Source organism: Rodentibacter genomosp. 1 (assembly GCF_001999285.1).
Lineage (GTDB): Bacteria > Pseudomonadota > Gammaproteobacteria > Enterobacterales > Pasteurellaceae > Rodentibacter.
In genome coordinates this window covers 159,987-180,751 of record NZ_MLHN01000009.1, presented here as the reverse complement: position 1 = coordinate 180,751, position 20,765 = coordinate 159,987, and the positions used below count along the sequence as shown (strand labels likewise).

20 protein-coding genes and 1 tRNA gene are annotated in these 20,765 nt (G+C 39.7%); 7 read left to right on the top strand and 14 right to left on the bottom strand.

Going from position 1 to position 20,765, the window contains the following annotated elements; all coding sequences use genetic code 11:
- Window positions 1–45 precede the first annotated feature (45 nt).
- Window positions 46–615 (bottom strand): anthranilate synthase component II, encoded by a 570-nt coding sequence (locus tag BKK54_RS06000; RefSeq protein WP_077542215.1) that lies wholly within the window; start codon window positions 613–615, stop codon window positions 46–48.
- Window positions 616–656: 41 nt separating this feature from the next.
- Here BKK54_RS06000 and BKK54_RS05995 point away from each other — a divergent pair, with 41 nt between their 5' ends.
- Together BKK54_RS05995 and BKK54_RS05990 are read left to right on the top strand one after the other, a co-directional pair.
- Window positions 657–1,658, top strand: a complete 1,002-nt coding sequence (locus BKK54_RS05995) for an aminodeoxychorismate synthase component I (RefSeq protein ID WP_143541431.1) — start codon at window positions 657–659, stop codon at window positions 1,656–1,658.
- On the top strand, window positions 1,658–2,224 hold the full coding sequence (locus BKK54_RS05990; RefSeq protein WP_077542213.1) for an aminotransferase class IV family protein: 567 nt from the start codon (window positions 1,658–1,660) through the stop codon (window positions 2,222–2,224). The genes BKK54_RS05995 and BKK54_RS05990 overlap by 1 nt, the downstream gene beginning before the upstream one ends.
- An 85-nt stretch (window positions 2,225–2,309) precedes the next feature.
- Here BKK54_RS05990 and BKK54_RS05985 read toward each other — a convergent pair whose 3' ends face one another.
- From BKK54_RS05985 to mltA, 5 genes are all read right to left on the bottom strand, one after another.
- Window positions 2,310–2,915 (bottom strand): cation diffusion facilitator family transporter, encoded by a 606-nt coding sequence (locus BKK54_RS05985; RefSeq protein WP_077542212.1) that lies wholly within the window; start codon window positions 2,913–2,915, stop codon window positions 2,310–2,312.
- 22 nt (window positions 2,916–2,937) lie between these two features.
- Entirely contained in the window at window positions 2,938–5,085 is a 2,148-nt protein-coding gene (gene rlmKL / locus BKK54_RS05980; RefSeq protein ID WP_077542211.1) for a bifunctional 23S rRNA (guanine(2069)-N(7))-methyltransferase RlmK/23S rRNA (guanine(2445)-N(2))-methyltransferase RlmL, read from the bottom strand.
- A 116-nt stretch (window positions 5,086–5,201) separates the two neighbouring features.
- The gene (gene znuA / locus BKK54_RS05975) at window positions 5,202–6,170 is read right to left on the bottom strand and encodes a zinc ABC transporter substrate-binding protein ZnuA (protein WP_077542210.1); all 969 of its coding nucleotides are present in this window, start codon (window positions 6,168–6,170) and stop codon (window positions 5,202–5,204) included.
- A gap of 136 nt (window positions 6,171–6,306) precedes the next feature.
- Window positions 6,307–7,071, bottom strand: a complete 765-nt coding sequence (gene tcdA / locus BKK54_RS05970; RefSeq protein ID WP_077542209.1) for a tRNA cyclic N6-threonylcarbamoyladenosine(37) synthase TcdA — start codon at window positions 7,069–7,071, stop codon at window positions 6,307–6,309.
- Window positions 7,071–8,183 (bottom strand): murein transglycosylase A, encoded by a 1,113-nt coding sequence (gene mltA / locus BKK54_RS05965; RefSeq protein ID WP_077542208.1) that lies wholly within the window; start codon window positions 8,181–8,183, stop codon window positions 7,071–7,073. The genes tcdA and mltA overlap by 1 nt, the downstream gene beginning before the upstream one ends.
- Window positions 8,184–8,375: 192 nt before the next feature.
- Here mltA and BKK54_RS05960 point away from each other — a divergent pair.
- Window positions 8,376–8,452 (top strand) — tRNA-Met (locus tag BKK54_RS05960).
- Window positions 8,453–8,535: 83 nt separating this feature from the next.
- Here BKK54_RS05960 and rlmM read toward each other — a convergent pair.
- Together rlmM and BKK54_RS05950 are read right to left on the bottom strand one after the other, a co-directional pair.
- Window positions 8,536–9,624 (bottom strand): 23S rRNA (cytidine(2498)-2'-O)-methyltransferase RlmM, encoded by a 1,089-nt coding sequence (gene rlmM / locus BKK54_RS05955; RefSeq protein ID WP_077542207.1) that lies wholly within the window; start codon window positions 9,622–9,624, stop codon window positions 8,536–8,538.
- Entirely contained in the window at window positions 9,617–10,510 is an 894-nt protein-coding gene (locus BKK54_RS05950) for a transcriptional regulator GcvA (RefSeq protein WP_077542206.1), read from the bottom strand. The genes rlmM and BKK54_RS05950 overlap by 8 nt, the downstream gene beginning before the upstream one ends.
- 465 nt (window positions 10,511–10,975) lie before the next feature.
- Here BKK54_RS05950 and BKK54_RS05945 point away from each other — a divergent pair, with 465 nt between their 5' ends.
- Complete coding sequence (locus BKK54_RS05945) at window positions 10,976–12,007, top strand: branched-chain amino acid aminotransferase (protein WP_077542205.1); 1,032 nt, start codon at window positions 10,976–10,978, stop codon at window positions 12,005–12,007.
- A gap of 32 nt (window positions 12,008–12,039) precedes the next feature.
- Here the strand turns inward: BKK54_RS05945 and purF are convergent, their stop codons facing one another.
- The 3 genes from purF to yfbV form a co-directional block, all read right to left on the bottom strand.
- Window positions 12,040–13,557 (bottom strand): amidophosphoribosyltransferase, encoded by a 1,518-nt coding sequence (purF, locus tag BKK54_RS05940; RefSeq protein ID WP_077542204.1) that lies wholly within the window; start codon window positions 13,555–13,557, stop codon window positions 12,040–12,042.
- Between the two features lie 10 nt (window positions 13,558–13,567).
- Window positions 13,568–14,059 (bottom strand): CvpA family protein, encoded by a 492-nt coding sequence (locus BKK54_RS05935; RefSeq protein WP_018356704.1) that lies wholly within the window; start codon window positions 14,057–14,059, stop codon window positions 13,568–13,570.
- Between the two features lie 98 nt (window positions 14,060–14,157).
- Window positions 14,158–14,601: a terminus macrodomain insulation protein YfbV gene (gene yfbV / locus BKK54_RS05930; protein WP_077542203.1), complete on the bottom strand. Its 444-nt coding sequence runs from the start codon at window positions 14,599–14,601 to the stop codon at window positions 14,158–14,160.
- A 233-nt stretch (window positions 14,602–14,834) separates the two neighbouring features.
- On the opposite strand from yfbV, the gene BKK54_RS05925 reads away from it, so the two are divergent.
- A complete protein-coding gene (locus tag BKK54_RS05925) occupies window positions 14,835–16,034 on the top strand; it encodes an acetate kinase (RefSeq protein WP_077542286.1) in 1,200 nt (399 codons plus the stop codon).
- 65 nt (window positions 16,035–16,099) lie between these two features.
- Complete coding sequence (gene pta, locus BKK54_RS05920) at window positions 16,100–18,235, top strand: phosphate acetyltransferase (protein WP_077542202.1); 2,136 nt, start codon at window positions 16,100–16,102, stop codon at window positions 18,233–18,235.
- A 72-nt stretch (window positions 18,236–18,307) separates the two neighbouring features.
- On the opposite strand, the gene BKK54_RS05915 is transcribed toward pta, so the two are convergent.
- Together BKK54_RS05915 and BKK54_RS11755 are read right to left on the bottom strand one after the other, a co-directional pair.
- Complete coding sequence (locus BKK54_RS05915; RefSeq protein ID WP_077542201.1) at window positions 18,308–18,646, bottom strand: hypothetical protein; 339 nt, start codon at window positions 18,644–18,646, stop codon at window positions 18,308–18,310.
- A 74-nt stretch (window positions 18,647–18,720) separates the two neighbouring features.
- Window positions 18,721–18,882, bottom strand: coding sequence for a hypothetical protein (locus tag BKK54_RS11755; RefSeq protein WP_158074621.1), 162 nt, complete (start codon window positions 18,880–18,882; stop codon window positions 18,721–18,723).
- Window positions 18,883–18,988: 106 nt separating this feature from the next.
- Here BKK54_RS11755 and BKK54_RS05910 point away from each other — a divergent pair, with 106 nt between their 5' ends.
- Window positions 18,989–19,240 (top strand): helix-turn-helix domain-containing protein, encoded by a 252-nt coding sequence (locus BKK54_RS05910; protein ID WP_077542285.1) that lies wholly within the window; start codon window positions 18,989–18,991, stop codon window positions 19,238–19,240.
- A gap of 332 nt (window positions 19,241–19,572) precedes the next feature.
- On the opposite strand, the gene rnd is transcribed toward BKK54_RS05910, so the two are convergent.
- Window positions 19,573–20,727 carry a ribonuclease D gene (gene rnd / locus BKK54_RS05905; protein WP_077542200.1) on the bottom strand — a complete coding sequence of 385 codons (1,155 nt, stop codon included), beginning with the start codon at window positions 20,725–20,727 and terminating at the stop codon, window positions 19,573–19,575.
- Between the last annotated feature and the right edge of the window lie 38 nt (window positions 20,728–20,765).

Below are 20,765 nucleotides of genomic sequence, written 5' to 3'. Positions count from 1 at the left end.
TATAGACGGCTATAATACGAATTTTAGATGAAGAATCAAGCACTATTATTGATCGATATTTAGCCAATTTCGTAAAATTTGCTCACCATATTCTGACATATAGGATTCCGGATGGAACTGCACGCCATAAATGGGTAAAGATTGATGAGCCATCGCCATCACCACATTTTCATCACACATGGCCGTAATTTCTAATTCATGAGGAAAATTTTCAACTTTCACTGCCCAAGAATGATATAAGCCAATATCAAATTCCATCGGCAACCCGAAAAACAACGGAGAATTTGACCGCACTTTTAACTGCCGTTTTTGCCCGTGGCGAACTTGTTTTAGGTTATAAAGTGTTCCACCAAAAAACTCACATAGTGTTTGATGTCCCAAACAAACCCCGAGGATTGATTTTTGCTGATGATACCCTTCTAACATCGCAAAAAGCTGCGGATAAGCCTGTGGTACATCAGGCCCCGGCGAAATTAAGATATGGCTATAAGATTCAGGCGTATTTTCATGCAAATCTTCCACATTAAGCACATCAAAAGACACACCAAGGCGGCGAACAAGCTCCACTAAATTGAAAGTGAAAGAATCGTGATTATCAATAATGAGTAATTTCATAACTGCTCGGCTTTCGTTATAATCGGGCAATTTTACGCTAAATTAGAAATAGCACAATGCAACATTTTATCCACCAAGCCAATCATTATGGCAAACAATCCCAACCTTTCTTTTTTTTGATTGATTTTGAACAACAAAAACCGTTAATTTTTCCTTTAGAAGAAACGGCTCAACGAGGCATTTTTTTTGATATTTTAGGAAAAACAAACATTACCGAGTCAAAAGACTTCTCCACAGACATTCATTTTGAAAAATACCCAATTCCCCTTTCCTATTATCAACAAGGTTTTGAAGTGGTACAAAAAGAGATTCAAAAGGGCAATTCTTATTTGTTAAATCTCACTTCACCCACTGAAATTTCGGGTAATTTTTCCCTTGAACAGATTTTTTATCAATCCTCTGCACCTTATAAATTATGGCTAAAAAATCAATTTGTTTGCTTCTCACCAGAATGTTTTATCAATATTCAAGATAACAAAATTTTCACTTATCCGATGAAAGGAACAATTAATGCTGCCCTCCCCAATGCAGAACAGCAACTGCTAAATGATGAAAAAGAACTGCGTGAGCATTACACCATTGTGGATTTAATGCGAAACGATTTAGCCATGGTGGCGACCAATATTCAGGTCACAAAATTTCGCTATGTGGATCGTATTGCAACACAAAAAGGCGAAATTTTGCAGACAAGTTCGGAGATTTGCGGCGAACTAGATGAACATTGGCAACAAAATATTGGCAATATACTTGCTACGTTATTGCCCGCAGGCTCGATTAGCGGCGCCCCCAAAGAAAAAACCGTGCAAATTATTCAACAAGCGGAACGCCAACCCCGAGGTTATTACACGGGTATTTTTGGTCTTTTTGATGGCGAAAACCTACAAAGTGCAGTAGCAATTCGCTTCATCTCTCAAGTGAGTGAGAAATATTATTTTCACAGCGGTGGCGGTATTACCATTCAAAGCCGTTTGGAAGATGAATATCAAGAATTACTCGAAAAAGTCTATTTACCTTCTTTTTGTCGAAACGAGGAGAAAAACTAATGTTTCCTCTGTTTGAAACCCTTGCCATTGAACAGGGCAACATTCAAAACATTGAATATCATCAAGCCCGTTATGAACGGAGCTTACGACATTTCTATGGCAAAAGTGCGGTCAAAATTTTCAATCTTTTTGAGCTAATCCAAATCCCCTCTCACTTGCAAAATCAACTGGTACGTTGCCGTATTGATTACAATGCGGAAAGTACGCAAATTCAATATGTTGAATATCAGCGAAAAATCTACCGCACTTTTCAGCCAATTATCTGTGATGAAATTGATTACAGCTTGAAATATGCCAATCGGGATTTGCTTAACTCTCTTTTAGCCCAGCGGGGAAAGTGCGATGAAATTATGATTATTAAACATGGAAAAGTAACGGATTGTTCCATTGGAAATCTCATTTTTCGCCAAGGAAATCAATGGTTCACGCCTGATACACCATTGTTACAAGGCACACAACGGGAAAAATTATTGCAGGAAAGCAAAATTAGAGAAGCCACAATTTATGCACAAGATATTGAAAAATATGATGAAATTAGGCTGATTAATGCGATGAATGGGTTGTGAGCTATTTTATATCCATAGAGTGTATCATTCACCCATGTAAGAAATATTTTTTATTCATGAAACAATATTTCACAACCCTCGATTGCTATTTTAATTCCCCCAAAGCTTGTAAGATAATCGCTTTAGACGCTTGAATCGCAAGAAATGAGAGGATAAAAGCAACAACTAAATCAGGGTATTTGGATTGTGTAAAATAAACCACTACACCTGCCAAAATAACCACCAGATTCCCCATTGCATCATTTCTTGTACAAAGCCAAACACCACGCATATTACTATCTCCTTCTCGGAAACGGTAGAGAACCCACATCGCAACAAGGTTAGTCAATAATGCAAGGGAGCCAACAATACTCATTTGACTATAGTGAGGAATTTCGCCATAGAACCAACGGTATATAGTAGTAAAAAGAATGAACATACCGAATCCCCCCATTGTTACCCCTTTTACTAGAGAGGCTTTGGCACGATGAATCAACGCCATCGGTAGAACATATAGACTGATTAAATAATTGGCACTATCTCCAAAAAAATCTAAGCTATCAGATAATAATGACGTTGATCTTGATGTTATACCTACGAGAATTTCCACAAAAAACATTGCGAAATTTAGCCCAAAGGCAATCCATAGAGCTTTACGGTATTCTGAAGAGATGTGAACAGGTGTTGAATGACAACAGTTTGAGCATGACATTGTAATCTCCGTGAATTTAGAATTAGCTAGCGTAGTTTTTCTCAGTAACCAACCAACAATTATGAATTTGTTTATTGCGTTCAAAATCCAGTGGTAAGGTTTTGTGGGAAATTTCCACTGCACTTAACCCCAATGCCTCCAGCCCGGCAAAATCCATTTTGAATCCCCGTTTATTGTTGGAAAAAACGATGGTGCCACTTTGGCGTAAAATACGTTTTAAATTTCCCATTAATTTGATGTGATCACGCTGAACATCCCAGCTTGCTTCCATTCGTTTTGAATTGGAAAAAGTGGGCGGATCCACAAAAATTAAATCAAATTGACGATCACATTTTTCCAACCATTGCAAACAATCCGCTTGAATGAGTTGATGTGACTTACCATCAAGATCGTTGAGAATCAGGTTTTGCTCCGCCCAGTTGAGGTAGGTATTCGACATATCTACCGTTGTAGTGGATTTTGCCCCGCCCAATGCGGCGTGGACAGTGGCAGAGCCCGTATAGGCAAACAAATTCAAGAAATCTTTACCTTTCGCCAACTCCCCCACCATTTTTCGGGTGAGGCGATGATCCAAAAATAAACCGGTATCCAAATAATCCGTTAAATTTACCCAAAGTTGTGCGCCGTATTCGTTCACATAAAAATACTCGCCTTTATTAGCTAATTTTTCATATTGATTTGTGCCTTTTTGCTTTTGTCGGACTTTTAAAATCAGCTTGTTGGTTTCTACGCCGGTCACCTTTAAGGTTGCTGTCACCGCATCCAATAAACGTTGGCGTGCTTTATTTTCATCAATATTCTTCGGTGCAGCATATTCTTGCACCACAATATGATCGGCATAACGATCCACCGCTAAATTATATTCCGGTAGATCGGCATCATAGAGACGGTAGGCATCCAAGCCCTGCTGTTTTGCCCATTTTTCAATCTTTTTGATATTCTTTTGTAAACGATTGGCAAAATCTACTGCCACCTCTGAAGTGCGGTCAAATTCAAGGGAATTTTCCACCGCACTTTCTTCGTGGGTTCGAGGGGAAATCTGATAATTTTTTTGAACACAATCAAGCGGTCCATTTTTCGCCTTGAATTGACGGTTTGCCCGCATTCTCAAGCAATCCAATAAGGTGGATTCGCTACTAAAAATTGAGGCATTCCAACCACCGAATTCTTTTTTCAAACGTTGTCCAAATACGGAATAAAGGGCAATCAACGCCGGTGTCGTACCTAAACGTTCACCATAAGGCGGATTACAAATCACCATGCCCACTTCATTTGGGCTTGGGTTAGTGAGCGCCGCCACATCGCCTTGCTGCCATGTTATCAAGTGAGCGACACCGGCATTTTGCGCATTGCGTTGTGCTTTTTTTAACACTCGGTGATCAAGATCAAAACCATAAAAGTGCGGTTGAATTTTACCTTGTTTTTCCTCTGCTGAAGCGATGGCTTCGCTTTTTACTTTCTCCCACACCATTTGATTATGCCCTTTCCAAAAATCAAAGCCCCAATGTAAGCGATATAATTGAGGGGCGATACCGGCTTCCATTTGTGCGGCTTCAATAAGCAATGTGCCTGAACCACACATAGGATCGACCAATGGCATACCCGCTTTCCAACCGGAACGTAGCACAATCGCTGCAGCCAAGGTTTCACGTAAAGGCGCTTGCCCTGTATCTTCACGATAGCCACGTAAATGCAACGCTTCACCACTCAGATCGAGAGAAATCACCAATTCTTCACGATTCAAATAAGCATGAATACGCACATCCGGTTGCATTTTATCCACATTCGGACGGGCTTTGCCTTGGCGTTCAAAGTAATCCACAATGCCGTCTTTCACCCGCATTGCACCAAATTGAGTATGGCGAATCTCTTGGTTGGTACCATTGAAATCCACAAAAAAGGTCATGCGTTCATCAAAGTGTGCAAGCCAATTAAAGGCGGAAACAGCAGCATAGAGATCTAAATCACTGTAAATTTTGGTTTCGATTAATGGCAGTAAAATGCGTGAGGCAAGGCGCGACCAAAGCAAGGTGCGATAAAGAGTTTCCTCATCGGCTTGGAAATGCACACCACCTTGTACCACTTTGGGATTCAAAGCACCGAGTTCTGTCAGCTCAACTTTTAGCAGTTCTTCAAAGCCACGAGAAGTTGTGGCGAATAGTTGTTTCATTTGGGATCTCAAGAAAAAAATTTTGGCGATTATAGCATAAGTTTCCATTCAAATTAGGGGCGCACGGATTTCAGAAACAAAAAATGGCGGGTTTCCCCACCATTTATCAAACATCATTACTTACTCAAACACTGCGCATAGCTGTCTGCCGTTGCCTGAAGGAAATTGGCGTAGGAATTTGCCCCTAACGCTACCCCATCACCAATGGGATCTAAACGCCCTACCTTCACCGCAGTGCCTTTTGCCAAAGATTCAATGACTTTTGGTGTGAATTGAGGCTCCGCAAACAAACAGTTTACACGATGTTCAGCGATCTCTTCTTTGATATGCGCAAGGGTTTTCGCTCCGGGTGCAACCAATGGATTAATGGTGAAATAGCCTGTTTGTTTTAAACCATAGGCATCATTGAAATAGCCGTAAGCATCGTGGAAAACAAAGAAACCTTTTTCTTTAAAAGGGGCGAGTTGGGCTTTGATTTTGTCGCTTTGCTCCGCCAAAGTGCGGTTGAAATCCGCAAGGTTTTTCTCAATCAATGCTTTTTTATCTGGAAATTGTATGGTCAGTTTATCCGCCACTTTTTGTGCCACAATTTGGCTCATTGCCGGTGAATACCAAATGTGCCAGTTCGTGCTTAATCCTTCGTGATTTTCATGATCGTGATTATGTTCATGTCCATTTTTGTGTTCGTGTTTATGGTCATGTTTGTGATCGTGCTCGCCCTCTTCATGGGAATGTTCGTGATGGGCTTGGATTAATAAGGGTTTAATCTCAGCAAGATCGGCAATGGTAATCACTTTTTGGCGATCAATTTGATTCACCGGTCTTTCTAAAAATGAATCAATGTCCTCACCTACCCACAATACCAAATCCGCCGATTTCACTTTTTGAATATCGGATAACTTCAAACTGTAGTCATGAGGAGAGGCACCTGTCGGCACAAGAACTTGGGTATCAATTACACCATTCGCAATGGCTGAAGCAATAAAACCAAGGGGTTTTACTGATGCTAAGACATCCGCATTCGCCATCATTGGAAGGCTTAAAAGTACGGTTGAAATGGCTCTCATTTTTAGTATCGTTTTCATTTTATCTCCCTAATTTTTAATAATGATTCTCAAATAGACGTAAAAGCCTACACGCTTTAAAATAAATTGCAATGGTTTTGTGTAATAAAGAAAGGCAACCTACGTTGCCTTCAATATTAATGAAGTATTTTATATTCTACTTTCTCAACAATTTATCAATCACCCTCGAAACGGCAAAAAAGCCGAATGTTGCGGTGATCATAGTCGCTGCCCCAAACCCGTTAGCACAATTCATTGTAGCGGAGACGGTACAACCTTCACCCATTTTAGGAAAAATCAACGGTTGAGTAGAAAATACGGCGTCTATGCCAAACTTGCGTTGTGGATTTTGAGTAAAATTAAAATCCTTGCGTAAAACCGACCGCACTTTTGCCAACAAGGGATCTTGAATAGTCTTGCTTAAATCGGCAATTTGAATTTGTGTAGGATCCGTTTGCCCGCCTGCGCCCCCCACGGTGATAATTTTAATTTTATTACGTTTGCAATAGGCAATCATCGCCGCCTTGGTTTTAACATTATCAATGGCATCAATCACATAATCATAACCTCGATTGAGATAATCTGTCTGATTATCGGGCGTGATAAAGTCATCAATAATATTGACGATACATTCGGGATTAATCAGTTTTATCCGTTCCGCCATCACTTCCGTTTTAAGTTTGCCGATATTGCCGCTTAATGCCGGAAGTTGGCGGTTGATATTAGTCACACAAATATCGTCCATATCGATCAGGGTGAGCTGCCCAATTCCGGAACGGGCTAACGCCTCCACTACCCATGATCCCACCCCTCCAATCCCGATAACACATACCTGTGCTTGGCGAAGACGCTCTAATCCCTCCGGAGTATAAAGTCGCCCGATACCGCCAAAACGCTGTTCGTAGTTATCTATGCGTGCCATTATTGTAATACCCAAACACGTCCATAATGTTTTGAAAGTCCGGCAATATGCCCCGCCTGATCACCAATGCCACGATATAAATCAAAATGATGTCCGTTTACCGCTCCACCAACATCTAATGCCACCATTAAATGTAATTTATGCGAACCTTTCCAATTACCATCATTATCAATATCAGGCACTTCTACCAATAAAACAGAACCCGATGGGATCACATTGCGATCGGAAGCCACCGCGGCCATTGGCACAAGTGGTACACCTGCGGAACCTTTTACTTTGCCACTCGGATCATTTTTGAAGAATACATAGGACGGATTACGCTCAAGTAAAGCCTGTACACGTGACGGATTTGCTTTTCCCCAGTCACGAATAGCTTGAATTGACATTTTCTCTTTTGGGATCTCGCCATCTTCCACCAACAAACGACCAACGGCTTGATATTTAAAGCCATTCTGTCCGGCATAAGCAAAGTAAGTTAAGTTACCATTACCAAAATCTACGTAACCACTACCCTGTACACCGAGTAAAAAGTTATCAAGCATCGAATCACTATAAGCCAATTCTAATCCCTTTCCTTCTAAGGCGCCGGCATAAATTTGAGCACGAGAAAAACGTTTGTTTGCAGGCAACGCATAAATTGGGTGTTGAAATTTCCCTTGCGGGGAGCGGCGCGCATGAATTACGGGGGAATAATAGCCGGTCATTAAGACGTTTTGGTAACCATCAAAGCCTTTCATTATTTGTGGAGAAATTCCGTATTGGGACAATTCACTCACATCTGCGCCGGCAAGCACCCAGCTCGTAATTTTTTGATAGTTGCCATAAAAACGATCAGATAATCGCCCGGAATAGGCTTTTACATTAGAAAGTTGCGTTAAAAAATCCCCCTGATTTACGACCGCACTTTGATTCTCTACCTGTAATACCGGCGATAAAATGCTTTGTTGATAGCTGCGACCGCTGTATTTTGCACCAAATTTTTGAGGATCATCGCCTGTTGGTGTAAGAACTGATGAGCTACTTTTATTTGACGAACCACCACATGCCACCAAAATTGATGCAACCGCTAAAATAGAGAACGCTTTGATACCGAGACTTTTACAAAATTTCATACCTTATTCCTAAACAAAAATGAATTTTTATGAAGCTGCATACGCTATCAAAAATTGCCTAAAACCACTAGCACTATTTCCTAATGATGTCTAATTTATCGTCGCTTTGTTTATTTAAACAACAAACACACAATAAACTTTTGTTGAAAGGTTGCAAAATTTTTTGAGTAGCGTATAGTACGCACCAACAGACGCGGGGTGGAGCAGCTTGGTAGCTCGTCGGGCTCATAACCCGAAGGCCGTCGGTTCAAATCCGGCCCCCGCAACCAGATTCTAAAGCACCGATTTTATCGGTGCTTTTTTCATTACTCATCAGTAAAAAGCATTTTCCCTCATAAGGAAAATGCTTTTCTTATTTAATGACAATGTGAACGGTAATTTCTTCTCTATCATGGTAGAGGTGCTTTGCCTGAATCTCAAAGGTCAACTTTTGCTTATTCAACATACTTGTAAGGTTTTCTAAGCATTGCATCACTTCTTGATAACGTTTTTTCATGGGTAACTTTAAATTAAAAATCGTTTCACGACACCAGCCCTCTACCAACCATTTGCCAATTAAATTAGTAATCCGGCTTGGCTGTTCCACCATATCGCACACTAGCCAATCCACTTTTTTGCGTTTTGGTGGCTGAAATTTAAAACCATCTTCCGCACAATGTTCGATTCGACCGGTTTCATGTAGGCTTTCTGCCATTTTTCCGTGATCCACTGCATACACAAATAGACCTCGTTTGACTAATTGATATGTCCATCCCCCCGGACAAGCCCCAAGATCAACCCCTATCATATTTTCATTGAATCGTTTTTCTTCTTCCTTTCTAGGTATAAACGTTAAAATCGCTTCCTCAAGTTTCAACGTAGAACGGCTCGGGGCATCAGATGGAAACTTTAAACGAGGTATCCCCATAAAATGTTCAGAATGGTTATTGGTATAGGAATAACCTATATAGCAACAATTCGGCTTCACAAAAAAACAATGTAAAAACAGACCGCACTTTTGAGATTCATTAGCCATTAACCAACCTTTCTTTTTCAATGCTTGACGTAGTGGTACGGTAAATTTTCGACAAAAGGCTGAAAGTTCTTTGGATTCATTTGTATCCGCCATTTCAACTAAAATCATGTTTGATTGTTTCAAATTGACTTGTTCTGACAATGTCTCAAATTCAGAGATAATCGGGCTAATGCGATCAGCAGGATCTAGATTTTCTAATAAATTTGATACGACCAACATTTGTCGGGCAAAAATTAGCTGATGAAAAGGAATTTCTCGGGCTAAGCGATCGGCCTCATTAGGTTGATAACATTCAAAAATCACATAACCTGAATTTTCTTGTACTCGGGCAAAACCAAATATACCTAGGTTTGTTGCACGATCCGTCATTTCTGCCGCTACCTCTTTCTCAAAACCGGGACGACAATATAAAGCGAGTTTATTCATATTCTTCATTTTTTATTGCATTAATAATCCAATGTCGAAAGGCTTGGATTTGTTCATCATCAAGGCGATCAAGGTGATTCACCACATAAAAGGATTTTGGATCAGGCAAATTTGTTGGAAAGACAACTTTTAATGCGCCCTGCTCAATTTCTTGCAGTGCCAGTAAGCGATTTGCCAGCACGATACCCTGCCCATGAATCGCCGCTTGCAATGCCATAAATGTATGGCTAAATAAAGGACCCTGTTGGATATTTAATTCATCAAGCATCAGATAATCCGCCATCGCACGCCAATTATCGCGTGTATGAGTGTGAATTAAGGTGTGGTGTTTTAAATCTTCCTTACTATGAATTGGATTTTTCACCAATAATTCCGGTGAAGCGAGAATCAGTAAATTTTCTTTACCTAAGCGATCAACCTGCAAATTCTGCCAGTTTCCCCTACCGTAGTAAATCGCAAGATCGATTTCTTTATTTAATAATCCTTCATCCTGATCGACCCCTTTTAAACGAACTTCAATTTCAGGATGAAGCCGATTAAATTCGCTGAGATGAGGAACGAGCCATTGAATACCAAAAGTTTGTGGAACACCAATACTTAAGTGAGGATCATTTTTTAATATTAATAATTTTTCTGTAGCCTCATTAAGTTTTCTCAGAATTTTATTAATATCGACAAAATACGCTTTACCAAATTCAGTTAATTCTAAAGCGCGATTTTTACGTTTGAATAATTCAATGCCTAAAAAATCTTCTAACAGTTTAATCTGATGACTCACCGCTGCCTGTGTCACAAAAAGCTCGTCCGCCGCTTTTGTAAAACTTAAATGTCGTGCGGCAGATTCAAAGGATTTCAGTGAATTCAAGGGAGGCAAACGTTTATACATAATGATTTCCAAAGATAATTTTTTCGTCTATAATGAGCAGGATTCAGTTCGGATTAGTTTTTCTAATCCTTCAAATAAAAAAACATCATTTGTTCTTCTTATCTCCACTTCCTACAATGCGCACATACTTAATGATTGGTAATTCCTTACTAGTTAATGAGTTTCGGACTTAAGTATGATGTTGTGTTTGCATAGAGTTCGGGAAACCGAACTTGAGTAACAAAATAGGTTACTCATTTACTTCCTGTATTACTTAAACCTTTTTGGTTAAACGCTGCTCATTAGAGTGGCGTTTTTTTTGCGTGGCATTCTAACATACTTCTCTTTTTTCTTCTTTGACTTTATGACGTTTATCCTTCCCCAAAATATTAAAAATCAAAAAAATTTCTGCGTTAAGGTTTAAATGCTCAGAATAATGATGTAGATTAAACGGTATTTCATTAACAATAAATAAAAGGAAGCAAAATGAAAGACTTAGATTGGAATAACCTGGGTTTTAATTATATTAAAACCGACTACCGTTTTATTGCTCATTGGAAAAATGGTCAATGGGATGAAGGCAAACTCACGACAGACAATACCCTCCATATTCACGAAGGTTCGACCGCACTTCACTATGGTCAACAATGTTTCGAAGGCTTAAAAGCCTATCGCTGTAAAGATGGTTCAATTAATTTATTTCGCCCAGAAGAAAATGCAAAACGCATGCAGCACACAGCGGATCGTCTCTTAATGCCACAAGTTCCTACGGAATTATTTGTTCGTGCCTGTAAAGAAGTGGTCAAAGCGAATGAAGAATGGGTTGGTCCTTATGGTTCAGGAGCAACTTTATATTTACGTCCATTCCTCATTGGCGTGGGAGAAAATATTGGTGTAAAAGCAGCACCTGAATTTATTTTCTCCGTCTTTTGCTGTCCGGTAGGTGCTTATTTTAAAGGTGGATTAACACCGTCTAATTTCATCACAACCGAATACGACCGTGCAGCCCCGATGGGAACCGGCGGTGTGAAAGTGGGCGGTAACTACGCAGCAAGCTTACTTCCACATGAATTAGCTGTTGAGCAAGGTTCACAAGAACGAAAATTTGCCGATGCCATTTATCTTGATCCGAAAACTCATACTAAAATAGAAGAAGTGGGGGCAGCAAACTTCTTCGGTATCACCAAAGATAATAAATTTATTACCCCAACGTCAGAATCTATTCTACCGAGTATCACTAAATATTCCCTACTTTATATTGCCAAAGAACGTTTGGGTATGGAGGCGATAGAAGGAGATGTCTATATTGATCAGCTTGACCAATTTGCCGAAGCCGGAGCCTGTGGGACTGCAGCCGTTATTTCACCTGTTGGCGGCATTCAGCACAAAGACAAATTCCACGTTTTCTATTCGGAAACCGAAGTCGGGCCGATTACCCGTAAACTTTACGATGAACTCACCGGTATTCAATTTGGTGATATTGAAGCACCGGAAGGCTGGATTGTGAAAGTTGAATGATAAAAAATGCGGTGAATTTTCACCGCACTTTTTTATCTCTCATTATGAATTTCTAAATTCGTTGCATCTTTTTCACGCTTTTTCTTCGCGGTATCATTACGTTGTGACGCGATACTATTCAAGTATTCGGACGTAATATCCCCTGTGATATATTCACCGGTGAAGACTGAGCAATCAAATCCTTTAATTGCAGGATTTTCTTGCTGAACGGATTCAGTTAAAGCATTAAGATCTTGGAAAATCAATTTATCGACACCAATCAACTTCGCAATTTCATCGACACTACGACCATTCGCAATAAGCTCATTTTTTGTTGGCATATCAATACCATACACGTTCGGGTAACGAATTTCCGGTGCGGCTGAAGCAAAATAAATTTTCTTTGCCCCTGCTGCTCGTGCCATTTCGACAATCTGTTCCGAGGTAGTGCCACGAACGATAGAATCATCTACCAATAGCACATTTTTATCTTTAAATTCCGCTTTAATCGTGTTCAATTTACGGCGAACAGAATTAATACGTTGTGCTTGCCCCGGCATAATAAAGGTACGACCTACATAGCGGTTTTTCACAAAGCCTTGACGATATGGTTTATTAAGCACATTAGAAATTTGTAACGCAATATCTGTTGAGGTTTCCGGCACAGGAATAACCACATCAATATTATCTAATTCATCTTGCCATTCTTGTGCAATTTTTTGTCCTAAACGTTCCCCCATATGCACACGTGCAGCATAGACAGAAACCCCATCCATGATTGAATCAGGACGGGCAAAATACACATATTCAAAAATACAGGGATTTAAGACCGCACTTTCAGCACATTGTCTGGAATAAAGTGAGCCATCAAAGGTCACATAAACGGCTTCCCCCGGTTCTATGTCACGAACAAAATCATAGCCGGCAACATCAAGTGCGACAGTTTCAGAGGCAAACATATATTCCGTTTTACCATTTTCTTCACGCTGCCCTAGCACTAAAGGACGGATACCAAAAGGGTCACGAAATGCCACCATACCATGACCGATAATCATCGCAAGACAAGCATAAGCGCCACGTACATCTTTATGGGTTTTGCTCACTGCATAAAAAATATCCTGAGGATCAAGATGATCTTGCGGAATATTGTCAAGGTGATTAGCAAAGATATTAAGAAGTAGCTCAGAATCAGAATTGGTATTCACATGACGGCGTGCGGTTTTAAACACTTTTTCTTTTAATTCTGCCGAATTCGTCAAGTTACCATTATGAACCAATGTGACCCCATAGGGTGAATTCACATAGAAAGGTTGTGCTTCTGAGACACTTGAGCTCCCTGCCGTGGGATAACGTACATGCCCCATACCCGCATTACCTTGTAACCGCAACATATGCTCATGTCTAAAAACATCGCTGACTAATCCATTTGCTTTACGCAAACGGAATCGATTTTCATCGTCCACCGTCACAATTCCCGCGGCATCTTGTCCACGATGTTGCAACAATGTCAGTGCTGCATAAATAGATTCATTAACCGGACTTTGACTCACAATACCGACGATACCACACATTTTATAACCCTTATTGATTAAATGTTGAATTTAAGAAACTGGAGCTTGCTTGAAGCTGTTGGAAAAACCATTCAATAATAAACCCAAAGTGCGGAATCAACGTTGATTCTTTCCACCAATCGGTTTGTTCAAAATTCGTGAAGGTATCCAAGAAGAATAAGATCGCTGCGACAATTAATGCACCACGTAATAAACCGAATGCTGCACCCAATACGCGATCAGTACCACTTAATCCGGTTTTATCCACTAACTGTGCAATCACAAAATTGACGATACCACCAACAATTAATGTCAGAACAAACAAAATACCAATTGCCGTGCCATTACGCACGTACATGGATTCAATTTGCGTTAAATAGGTTGCAAGGTAAGGATAAAACTGACTTGCCACGATAAATGCAACGACCCAGCTGGCAAGTGATAATACTTCACGCACAAAACCACGGAGTAAACTGACAAGAATAGAAAAAGCGATAATACCAATGATAATGTAATCGATCATTAAAAAATCTCTCAATAAAAAAGAGCTGCATAAAGCAGCCTGCGTATTCTACAAAAAATAAAGCAAAAAAGAAAACGTTTGCGTAAGATTAATTTCGGCTAAATATCTTGCCAAAATGTTCGTTCTAATCGTTGCTCCGCTTTCTTTAATACCTCAGCCAAATGTTGATATGTCGGTTGACCTTCTACCCAAGGTAAAGGTTCATTGATTTTTTTTAGGCGTTCACAAATGTCGTAAAACCATACCGCACTTTGAGCATTTAGAGGAGATTTAGCACGTTTACCCAACCAATATAGCCCTTGTAGTGGGATAAGCAAGGCAAAAAGTGCGGTCAAAATTGCGGTAGAAAATGCCATCATATCTTGTGTAGCATAAAGCTGTTGCCAAGCAATGGCAAACACGGCTATCAAAGGCATCGTCTTTTGCGCAAAGCCGGTTGCTTTTATGATTCGATTTTCAGGAAAAATGATTCCTAACTTTGCCTCTTTCGGCCATGTATTGAGATAAACCTGACCTTGTTTCAAAATAGAAAAAAACGACATAAAAAACGCCCTAAAAAATAACCGCACCGATCATACTCTAGTTTATCGGCAATTTCTATCTCATCAAATAGAGGTAGATTTCACCTTTCTCTAATTGAAAACCTATTTTTCTTTCTCAATGAATTTATTTTATTCAATAAAAGGTGTATTCTATGCAGGCTTATGGTTTGTTCATAACATTTTCAGTGAATGAACAAATTTCTATCAACTATCAATCTATATATAGGTTTCTTATGTCAAAACTTGTTCTTATCCTTAACTGTGGTAGCTCATCATTAAAATTCTCAATCCTTGATCCTATTTCAGGCGATGAAAAATTATCAGGTTTAGCTGAAGCCTTCTATTTACCGGAAGCTCGCATAAAATGGAAATTTCACGGTGAAAAAGGACAAGCAGACTTAGGTGCAGGTGCGGCTCACGCAGAAGCATTAAACTTCATCGTTGAAAATATTTTCACCAAAGCGCCTGAATTACAAAATAGCATTTCTGCTATTGGTCACCGTATCGTCCACGGTGGTGAGAAATTTACAAAATCAGCGTTAATCACTGACGAAGTTGTCCATGAAATTGAAAATGCGATTCAATTTGCCCCATTGCATAACCCTGCTCATTTAATCGGTATTCGTGAAGCATTCAAATTATTCCCTGCACTAAAAGATAAAAATGTGGCGGTTTTTGATACGGCTTTCCATCAAACTATGCCTGAAGAAGCTTACTTATATGCATTACCATACTCTTTGTATAAAGAGCATGGCGTTCGTCGCTACGGTGCTCACGGTACAAGCCATTATTATGTCAGCCGTGAAGCTGCAAAACGCTTGGGTATTTCGGAAGATAAAGTCAATGTTATCACTTGTCATTTAGGCAACGGTGGTTCTGTTTCTGCCATTCGTCATGGTGAGTGTATTGATACTTCAATGGGCTTAACGCCATTAGAAGGCTTAGTTATGGGGACCCGCTCAGGTGATATCGATCCAGCCATCATGTTCTATATGCACAAAACCCTAGGTATGTCTGTTGACGAAATCGAAACGACTTTAACCAAAAAATCAGGTCTTTTAGGCTTAACAGAAGTCACAAGCGACTGTCGCTATGCTGAAGATAACTATGAAAAAGAAGCACCGGCAAAACGAGCATTAGATGTATTTTGCTACCGTTTGGCAAAATATATCGGCTCTTACATGGCAGTTATCGGTGAACGCTTAGACGCTATCGTATTTACCGGCGGTATTGGTGAAAACTCTGCACATGTACGTGAAATCACATTAAATCACTTAAAACTGTTCGGTTACCAAATTGATGAAGAACGTAACCTAGCCGCACGCTTTGGTAATGAAGGCATTATCACTAAAGACGGTTCACCAATTGCAATTGTCATCCCGACTAATGAAGAGTTAGTCATTGCACAAGATACTGCAAGACTTTGTTTCTAATTTAACTACAAACTGCCGAATTTTTCGGCAGTTTTTCTTTACTACTCAATCAATTAAGGTTTGTTATGTCCCGTACAATTATCCTTATCCCTATTAGTGCCGGCGTTGGCTTAACCAGCGTAAGCCTAGGATTAATCCAATCCCTTGAACAAAAAGGGGCGAAAGTAGGTTTTATGAAACCTATTTCTCAGCCAAACTCTGGTGAAGATCAGTTAGATCGCACAACTTCCATCGTTCGTACCAGTACAACATTGGAAACAGCCGAACCTTTTATGCTCAGCGTCGCGGAATCACTAATCGGTCAAAATCAATCTGATGTATTATTGGAAAAAATCGTTGAAAATCATCAACAACTTTCAAAAAATAACGAAATTGTTGTAGTTGAAGGTTTAATTCCAACCCGTAAACATACGTATGCCAATAGCATTAACTATGAAATTGCCCAAGCACTGGATGCAGAAATTATTTTGGTTGCGGCGCCAGCGACAGAAACACCGGTAGAATTAAAAGAACGTGTCGAAGCTGCTGCCTCATTGTTCGGGGGAAAAAACAACCCTAATTTATTAGGTGTTGTTGTGAATAAATTTAATGCGCCAATTGACGAATCTGGTCGTACCCGTCCTGATTTAACGGAAATTTTTGATTCTTTCCAACATAGCCATAATAGTGAAGCAGAATTAACAAAACTATTTACTAATAGCACAATTAAACTATTAGCCTGCGTACCTTGGTCTGCCGATTTGATTGCAACCCGTGCCATTGATTTAGTCAAACACTTGGGGGCAGCAATTATTAATGAAGGCGATATCAACCGCCGTATTCGTGGTATTACATTCTGTGCAAGAAGTTTACCTAATATGGTTGAGCATTTCCGTGCAGGTAGTTTATTAGTTGTATCTGCAGATCGCCCTGATGTGATTGTTGCCTCAGCACTCGCGGCATCAAATGGCGTAGAAATTGGCGGTATGCTATTAACCGGTGGCTACAAAATTGATGCTCAAATTAACAAACTTTGCCAACATGTTTTTGAAACAACAAAATTACCTATCTTCCGCATTGAAGGTAATACATGGCAAACAGCGTTGAATCTACAAAGTTTCAATCTTGAAGTACCTGTTGATGATAAAGAACGCATTGAAAATATTAAAAGTTACATGAGCGAACAATTCGATGCAGAATTTATCAACGGTTTGGTCGCAGGTTCAACACGTTTACGCCGTTTATCTCCACCGGCATTCCGTTTCCAATTAACCGAATTGGCTCGAGCAGCGAAAAAACGTATCGTCCTCCCAGAAGGTGATGAACCCCGTACCATTAAAGCCGCTGCACTTTGTGCAGAGCGTGGTATTGCAGAATGTGTATTATTGGCAGATCCAGCCTCTGTTCAACGTGTTGCAGAAGCACAAGGTGTGGAATTAGGTAAAGGTATCACCATCATCAACCCGGCTGATGTCCGTGAAAATTACGTGGATCGCTTAGTTGAACTTCGCAAAGCAAAAGGTATGACTGAAGCTGCTGCACGTGAGCAATTAGAAGATACCGTGGTACTCGGTACAATGATGCTAGAAGCAAACGAAGTGGACGGTTTAGTATCAGGTGCGGTTCACACCACTGCAAATACCATTCGTCCACCAATGCAAATCATTAAAACTGCACCGGGTAGCTCAATCGTTTCATCTATCTTCTTTATGCTATTGCCGGATCAAGTATTAGTCTATGGTGACTGTGCCGTAAACCCGGATCCGAATGCAGAACAATTAGCGGAAATTGCCATTCAATCGGCTGACTCGGCGAAAGCCTTTGGGATTGACCCGAAAGTGGCAATGATCTCCTACTCTACCGGCACATCTGGTAGTGGTGCCGATGTGGAAAAAGTAAAAGAAGCGACAAGAATTGCTAAGGAAAAGCGCCCTGATCTCTTAATCGATGGCCCGTTACAATACGATGCGGCAGTGATGGAAGATGTGGCTCGTTCCAAAGCACCAAATTCACCTGTTGCGGGTAAAGCAACCGTATTCGTATTCCCTGATTTAAACACCGGTAATACGACTTATAAAGCGGTACAACGCTCTGCTGATTTAGTGTCTATCGGCCCAATGCTGCAAGGTATGCGTAAACCGGTTAATGACCTCTCTCGTGGTGCATTAGTCGATGATATTGTGTACACCATCGCATTAACCGCAATTCAAGCCACACAATAAAATCATAAAAATAAGGGATGCAATTGCATCCCTTATCTTACCAGCCTCAAAAACACCACTTAAAACCTTATACTAATCGTTTTTTTCCAATAACCAACGCACATATTTTTCACGCTTATAATCTCGTCCTTCTTCCAATTCAAAACCACAGGAAAAGCAAACACCTTCAATCACATTATTATCTTCACATTCCGGACATTCAACATAAAAATTGTCCTCCCCCGGTAACAAATGAACAATGGCTTCATAAAAATCCATTTCCTGTTCACAATCAGGACAATATAAAGAAATATTTGGATATTCTCCCGATTTCCAGTCAATATTCTTTGATTGACAATAGCAACAAGAGGCATTTTTGATAAATACCTCTTTTGTTTCTAGGCTGGGGAAGTCAATTTCTGAAATATTCATAGCATTTTCCTATATTCTTCTAGCTTTTCCGGTTTCCGGATTAACTTCAACTGGATTACAAATTCCTTTGCTAATCATTGAAAATCGAAATCCTCCTGGTGTTTCATATATACATTTCTTATATACCCCCCTGCATCTTGTTCATCTACCAAGTTTGTAGGTTCCCAATCTGCCAACGCCATTGTAGAAAAACCACAAACCATCATTGCAATCGCCCATTTTTTAATTTGATACATTTTTTACCTCACAAAATAAATTCCAAATGAACCTAAAATAGGTTCGTAAAGATTATACTATGAACCTGAAATAGGTTCAATGAAATTTGCACCTAAAATAGGTGCTATGAGAAATTTAAGATTATCAATACATTCCGCCGAACATAGTTGGTTACGAGAAAAATTACTCAAACAACGGTTAAATTTAGGGCTTTCGCAACGGGCGCTAGGTGAAAAAATGGGCGTGCTATATTCTTTCATCGGTAAAGTTGAAACGGGCGATCGTCGTTTAGATGTATTTGAATTTATTGAGTATTGTCGAGGATTAGAGCTTGATCCGATAGAAATTCTATCTGAGATAGAACAACGTTTTAGATAAAAATCTAACAGAATCTCTCAAAAAAATGACCGCACTTTAATTAAATGCGGTCAATTTTTTATCATATTTCGGTATCATGCAGCAGTTGCACGATACTAATTTTGGAACTCGATTGTCAGGCATACTGCGAGTGTCCACTATAAAAAACAAGCAATTCTATGAATCATTAAACGGACGCACTCAGTGAGTCCCTATCAATTACGTTATTTAATATTGGATCGGATAATGATCGTCTTTAATTTTAGGATATTGGAAAAATAAACTTGTTGTACCCTAGGTATCTGCATTTTGTTGAAATGTCTGCTTTGTGAAACTGCGATATAATACCGATTTTAAGCCTCAATAGATTTCAACAACGCTAAAAGCTGTAACCCGATTTCTCTACGCCACCCTACCAATAAATCCGGTAATTTATCTTGCGATTCATGATATAACCAAGCCCACTTGATTAAATCCTCTAAACTTCGCTTACTTGCTAATATTTCTAATGTTAAGCCTTGTGGTGTTAATTCGTAGGCTTTTTCTTGTAGAAGACGAATCGCTTTCTTATACCGTGGATCATCAGCAATACGTACGATCCGTTTTGGATAATCATAAGGAGAAACACGACGTGCTTGTGCTAAAAGTTGTAACATTTTCTTTCCACGTACCCGCACCTCGTTATTGGAAAGCCCTATTTCAAGCATTTCAGAGGTATTTCGTGGATTATATTTTGCAACCTTCCATAAACTTTCGGATTTCACCACATAAGAAAGCGCTAAATCACGCATCATCGCAACCTCCTGTCGCCACTTCGCTAAAATTTTCAATCTTGTGAGCTCTAACGGATTCAGCTTCCAAACATTGGGAATCTCTAAATAGGCTTTTTCGATATCACGATCCTGTAATTTCTTCGTTTTCATTAAAGCAAGGTCACAGTCCAACTGTACCGCATTCTGCCAAGGGGTTGTGGATAATTCTTGTTGTAAGCAATGGTAAATAGGTAATAAATAATATACATCGCCGGCAGCATATTGTAATTGCGTATCAGAAAGAGGGCGTTTCATCCAATTGGTTCTTGTTGCCCCTTTATCGACTTCAGTATTCAAATATTTCAATGCTAATTTTGCCAACCCCACAGAATTTCCTAATCCTAAGAAACGTGCCATGATTTGGGTATCGATCATCGGTTGAGGCAGTTGTTCAAACTCCTGTAAAAAAACAAGAAGATCTTCACTACAAGAATGGAGAATTTTCAATACATTGGAATCCGCAAGTAATGCAATAAAAGGAGAGAAATCAGTAATCGCTAAAGGGTCGATTAAAGAAATATGTTCTCCATCATAAATCTGGATAAGACCCAGCTTCGGGAAATAAGTCGATACACGCATAAATTCAGTATCTAAAGCGACCACACTTTTTTGACGTGCCAGCTGACAAATTTCCACCAATGATTGATTTGTTGTAATTAAAGAAAAGTGCGGTTGATTTTCACATTGTTTTATCATGACATTATCTCTTCAAAAAATAAAAATGGGATATTGCT

Bases quoted from the DNA above. Each gene is read 5' to 3' on its own strand.
- rnd (WP_077542200.1), bottom strand. From the start codon at position 20,727: ATGATAAAACAATGTGAAAATCAACCGCACTTTTCTTTAATTACAACA.
- BKK54_RS11755 (WP_158074621.1), bottom strand. From the start codon at position 18,882: ATGTATCAAATTAAAAAATGGGCGATTGCAATGATGGTTTGTGGTTTT.
- BKK54_RS05910 (WP_077542285.1), top strand. From the start codon at position 18,989: ATGAGAAATTTAAGATTATCAATACATTCCGCCGAACATAGTTGGTTA.
- rlmKL (WP_077542211.1), bottom strand. From the start codon at position 5,085: ATGAAACAACTATTCGCCACAACTTCTCGTGGCTTTGAAGAACTGCTA.
- BKK54_RS05990 (WP_077542213.1), top strand. From the start codon at position 1,658: ATGTTTCCTCTGTTTGAAACCCTTGCCATTGAACAGGGCAACATTCAA.
- purF (WP_077542204.1), bottom strand. From the start codon at position 13,557: ATGTGTGGTATCGTCGGTATTGTGAGTCAAAGTCCGGTTAATGAATCT.
- znuA (WP_077542210.1), bottom strand. From the start codon at position 6,170: ATGAAAACGATACTAAAAATGAGAGCCATTTCAACCGTACTTTTAAGC.
- pta (WP_077542202.1), top strand. From the start codon at position 16,100: ATGTCCCGTACAATTATCCTTATCCCTATTAGTGCCGGCGTTGGCTTA.
- yfbV (WP_077542203.1), bottom strand. From the start codon at position 14,601: ATGTCGTTTTTTTCTATTTTGAAACAAGGTCAGGTTTATCTCAATACA.
- tcdA (WP_077542209.1), bottom strand. From the start codon at position 7,071: ATGGCACGCATAGATAACTACGAACAGCGTTTTGGCGGTATCGGGCGA.
- BKK54_RS05985 (WP_077542212.1), bottom strand. From the start codon at position 2,915: ATGTCATGCTCAAACTGTTGTCATTCAACACCTGTTCACATCTCTTCA.
- BKK54_RS05950 (WP_077542206.1), bottom strand. From the start codon at position 10,510: ATGTATAAACGTTTGCCTCCCTTGAATTCACTGAAATCCTTTGAATCT.
- BKK54_RS06000 (WP_077542215.1), bottom strand. From the start codon at position 615: ATGAAATTACTCATTATTGATAATCACGATTCTTTCACTTTCAATTTA.
- mltA (WP_077542208.1), bottom strand. From the start codon at position 8,183: ATGAAATTTTGTAAAAGTCTCGGTATCAAAGCGTTCTCTATTTTAGCG.
- BKK54_RS05915 (WP_077542201.1), bottom strand. From the start codon at position 18,646: ATGAATATTTCAGAAATTGACTTCCCCAGCCTAGAAACAAAAGAGGTA.
- BKK54_RS05925 (WP_077542286.1), top strand. From the start codon at position 14,835: ATGTCAAAACTTGTTCTTATCCTTAACTGTGGTAGCTCATCATTAAAA.
- BKK54_RS05945 (WP_077542205.1), top strand. From the start codon at position 10,976: ATGAAAGACTTAGATTGGAATAACCTGGGTTTTAATTATATTAAAACC.
- BKK54_RS05935 (WP_018356704.1), bottom strand. From the start codon at position 14,059: ATGATCGATTACATTATCATTGGTATTATCGCTTTTTCTATTCTTGTC.
- rlmM (WP_077542207.1), bottom strand. From the start codon at position 9,624: ATGAATAAACTCGCTTTATATTGTCGTCCCGGTTTTGAGAAAGAGGTA.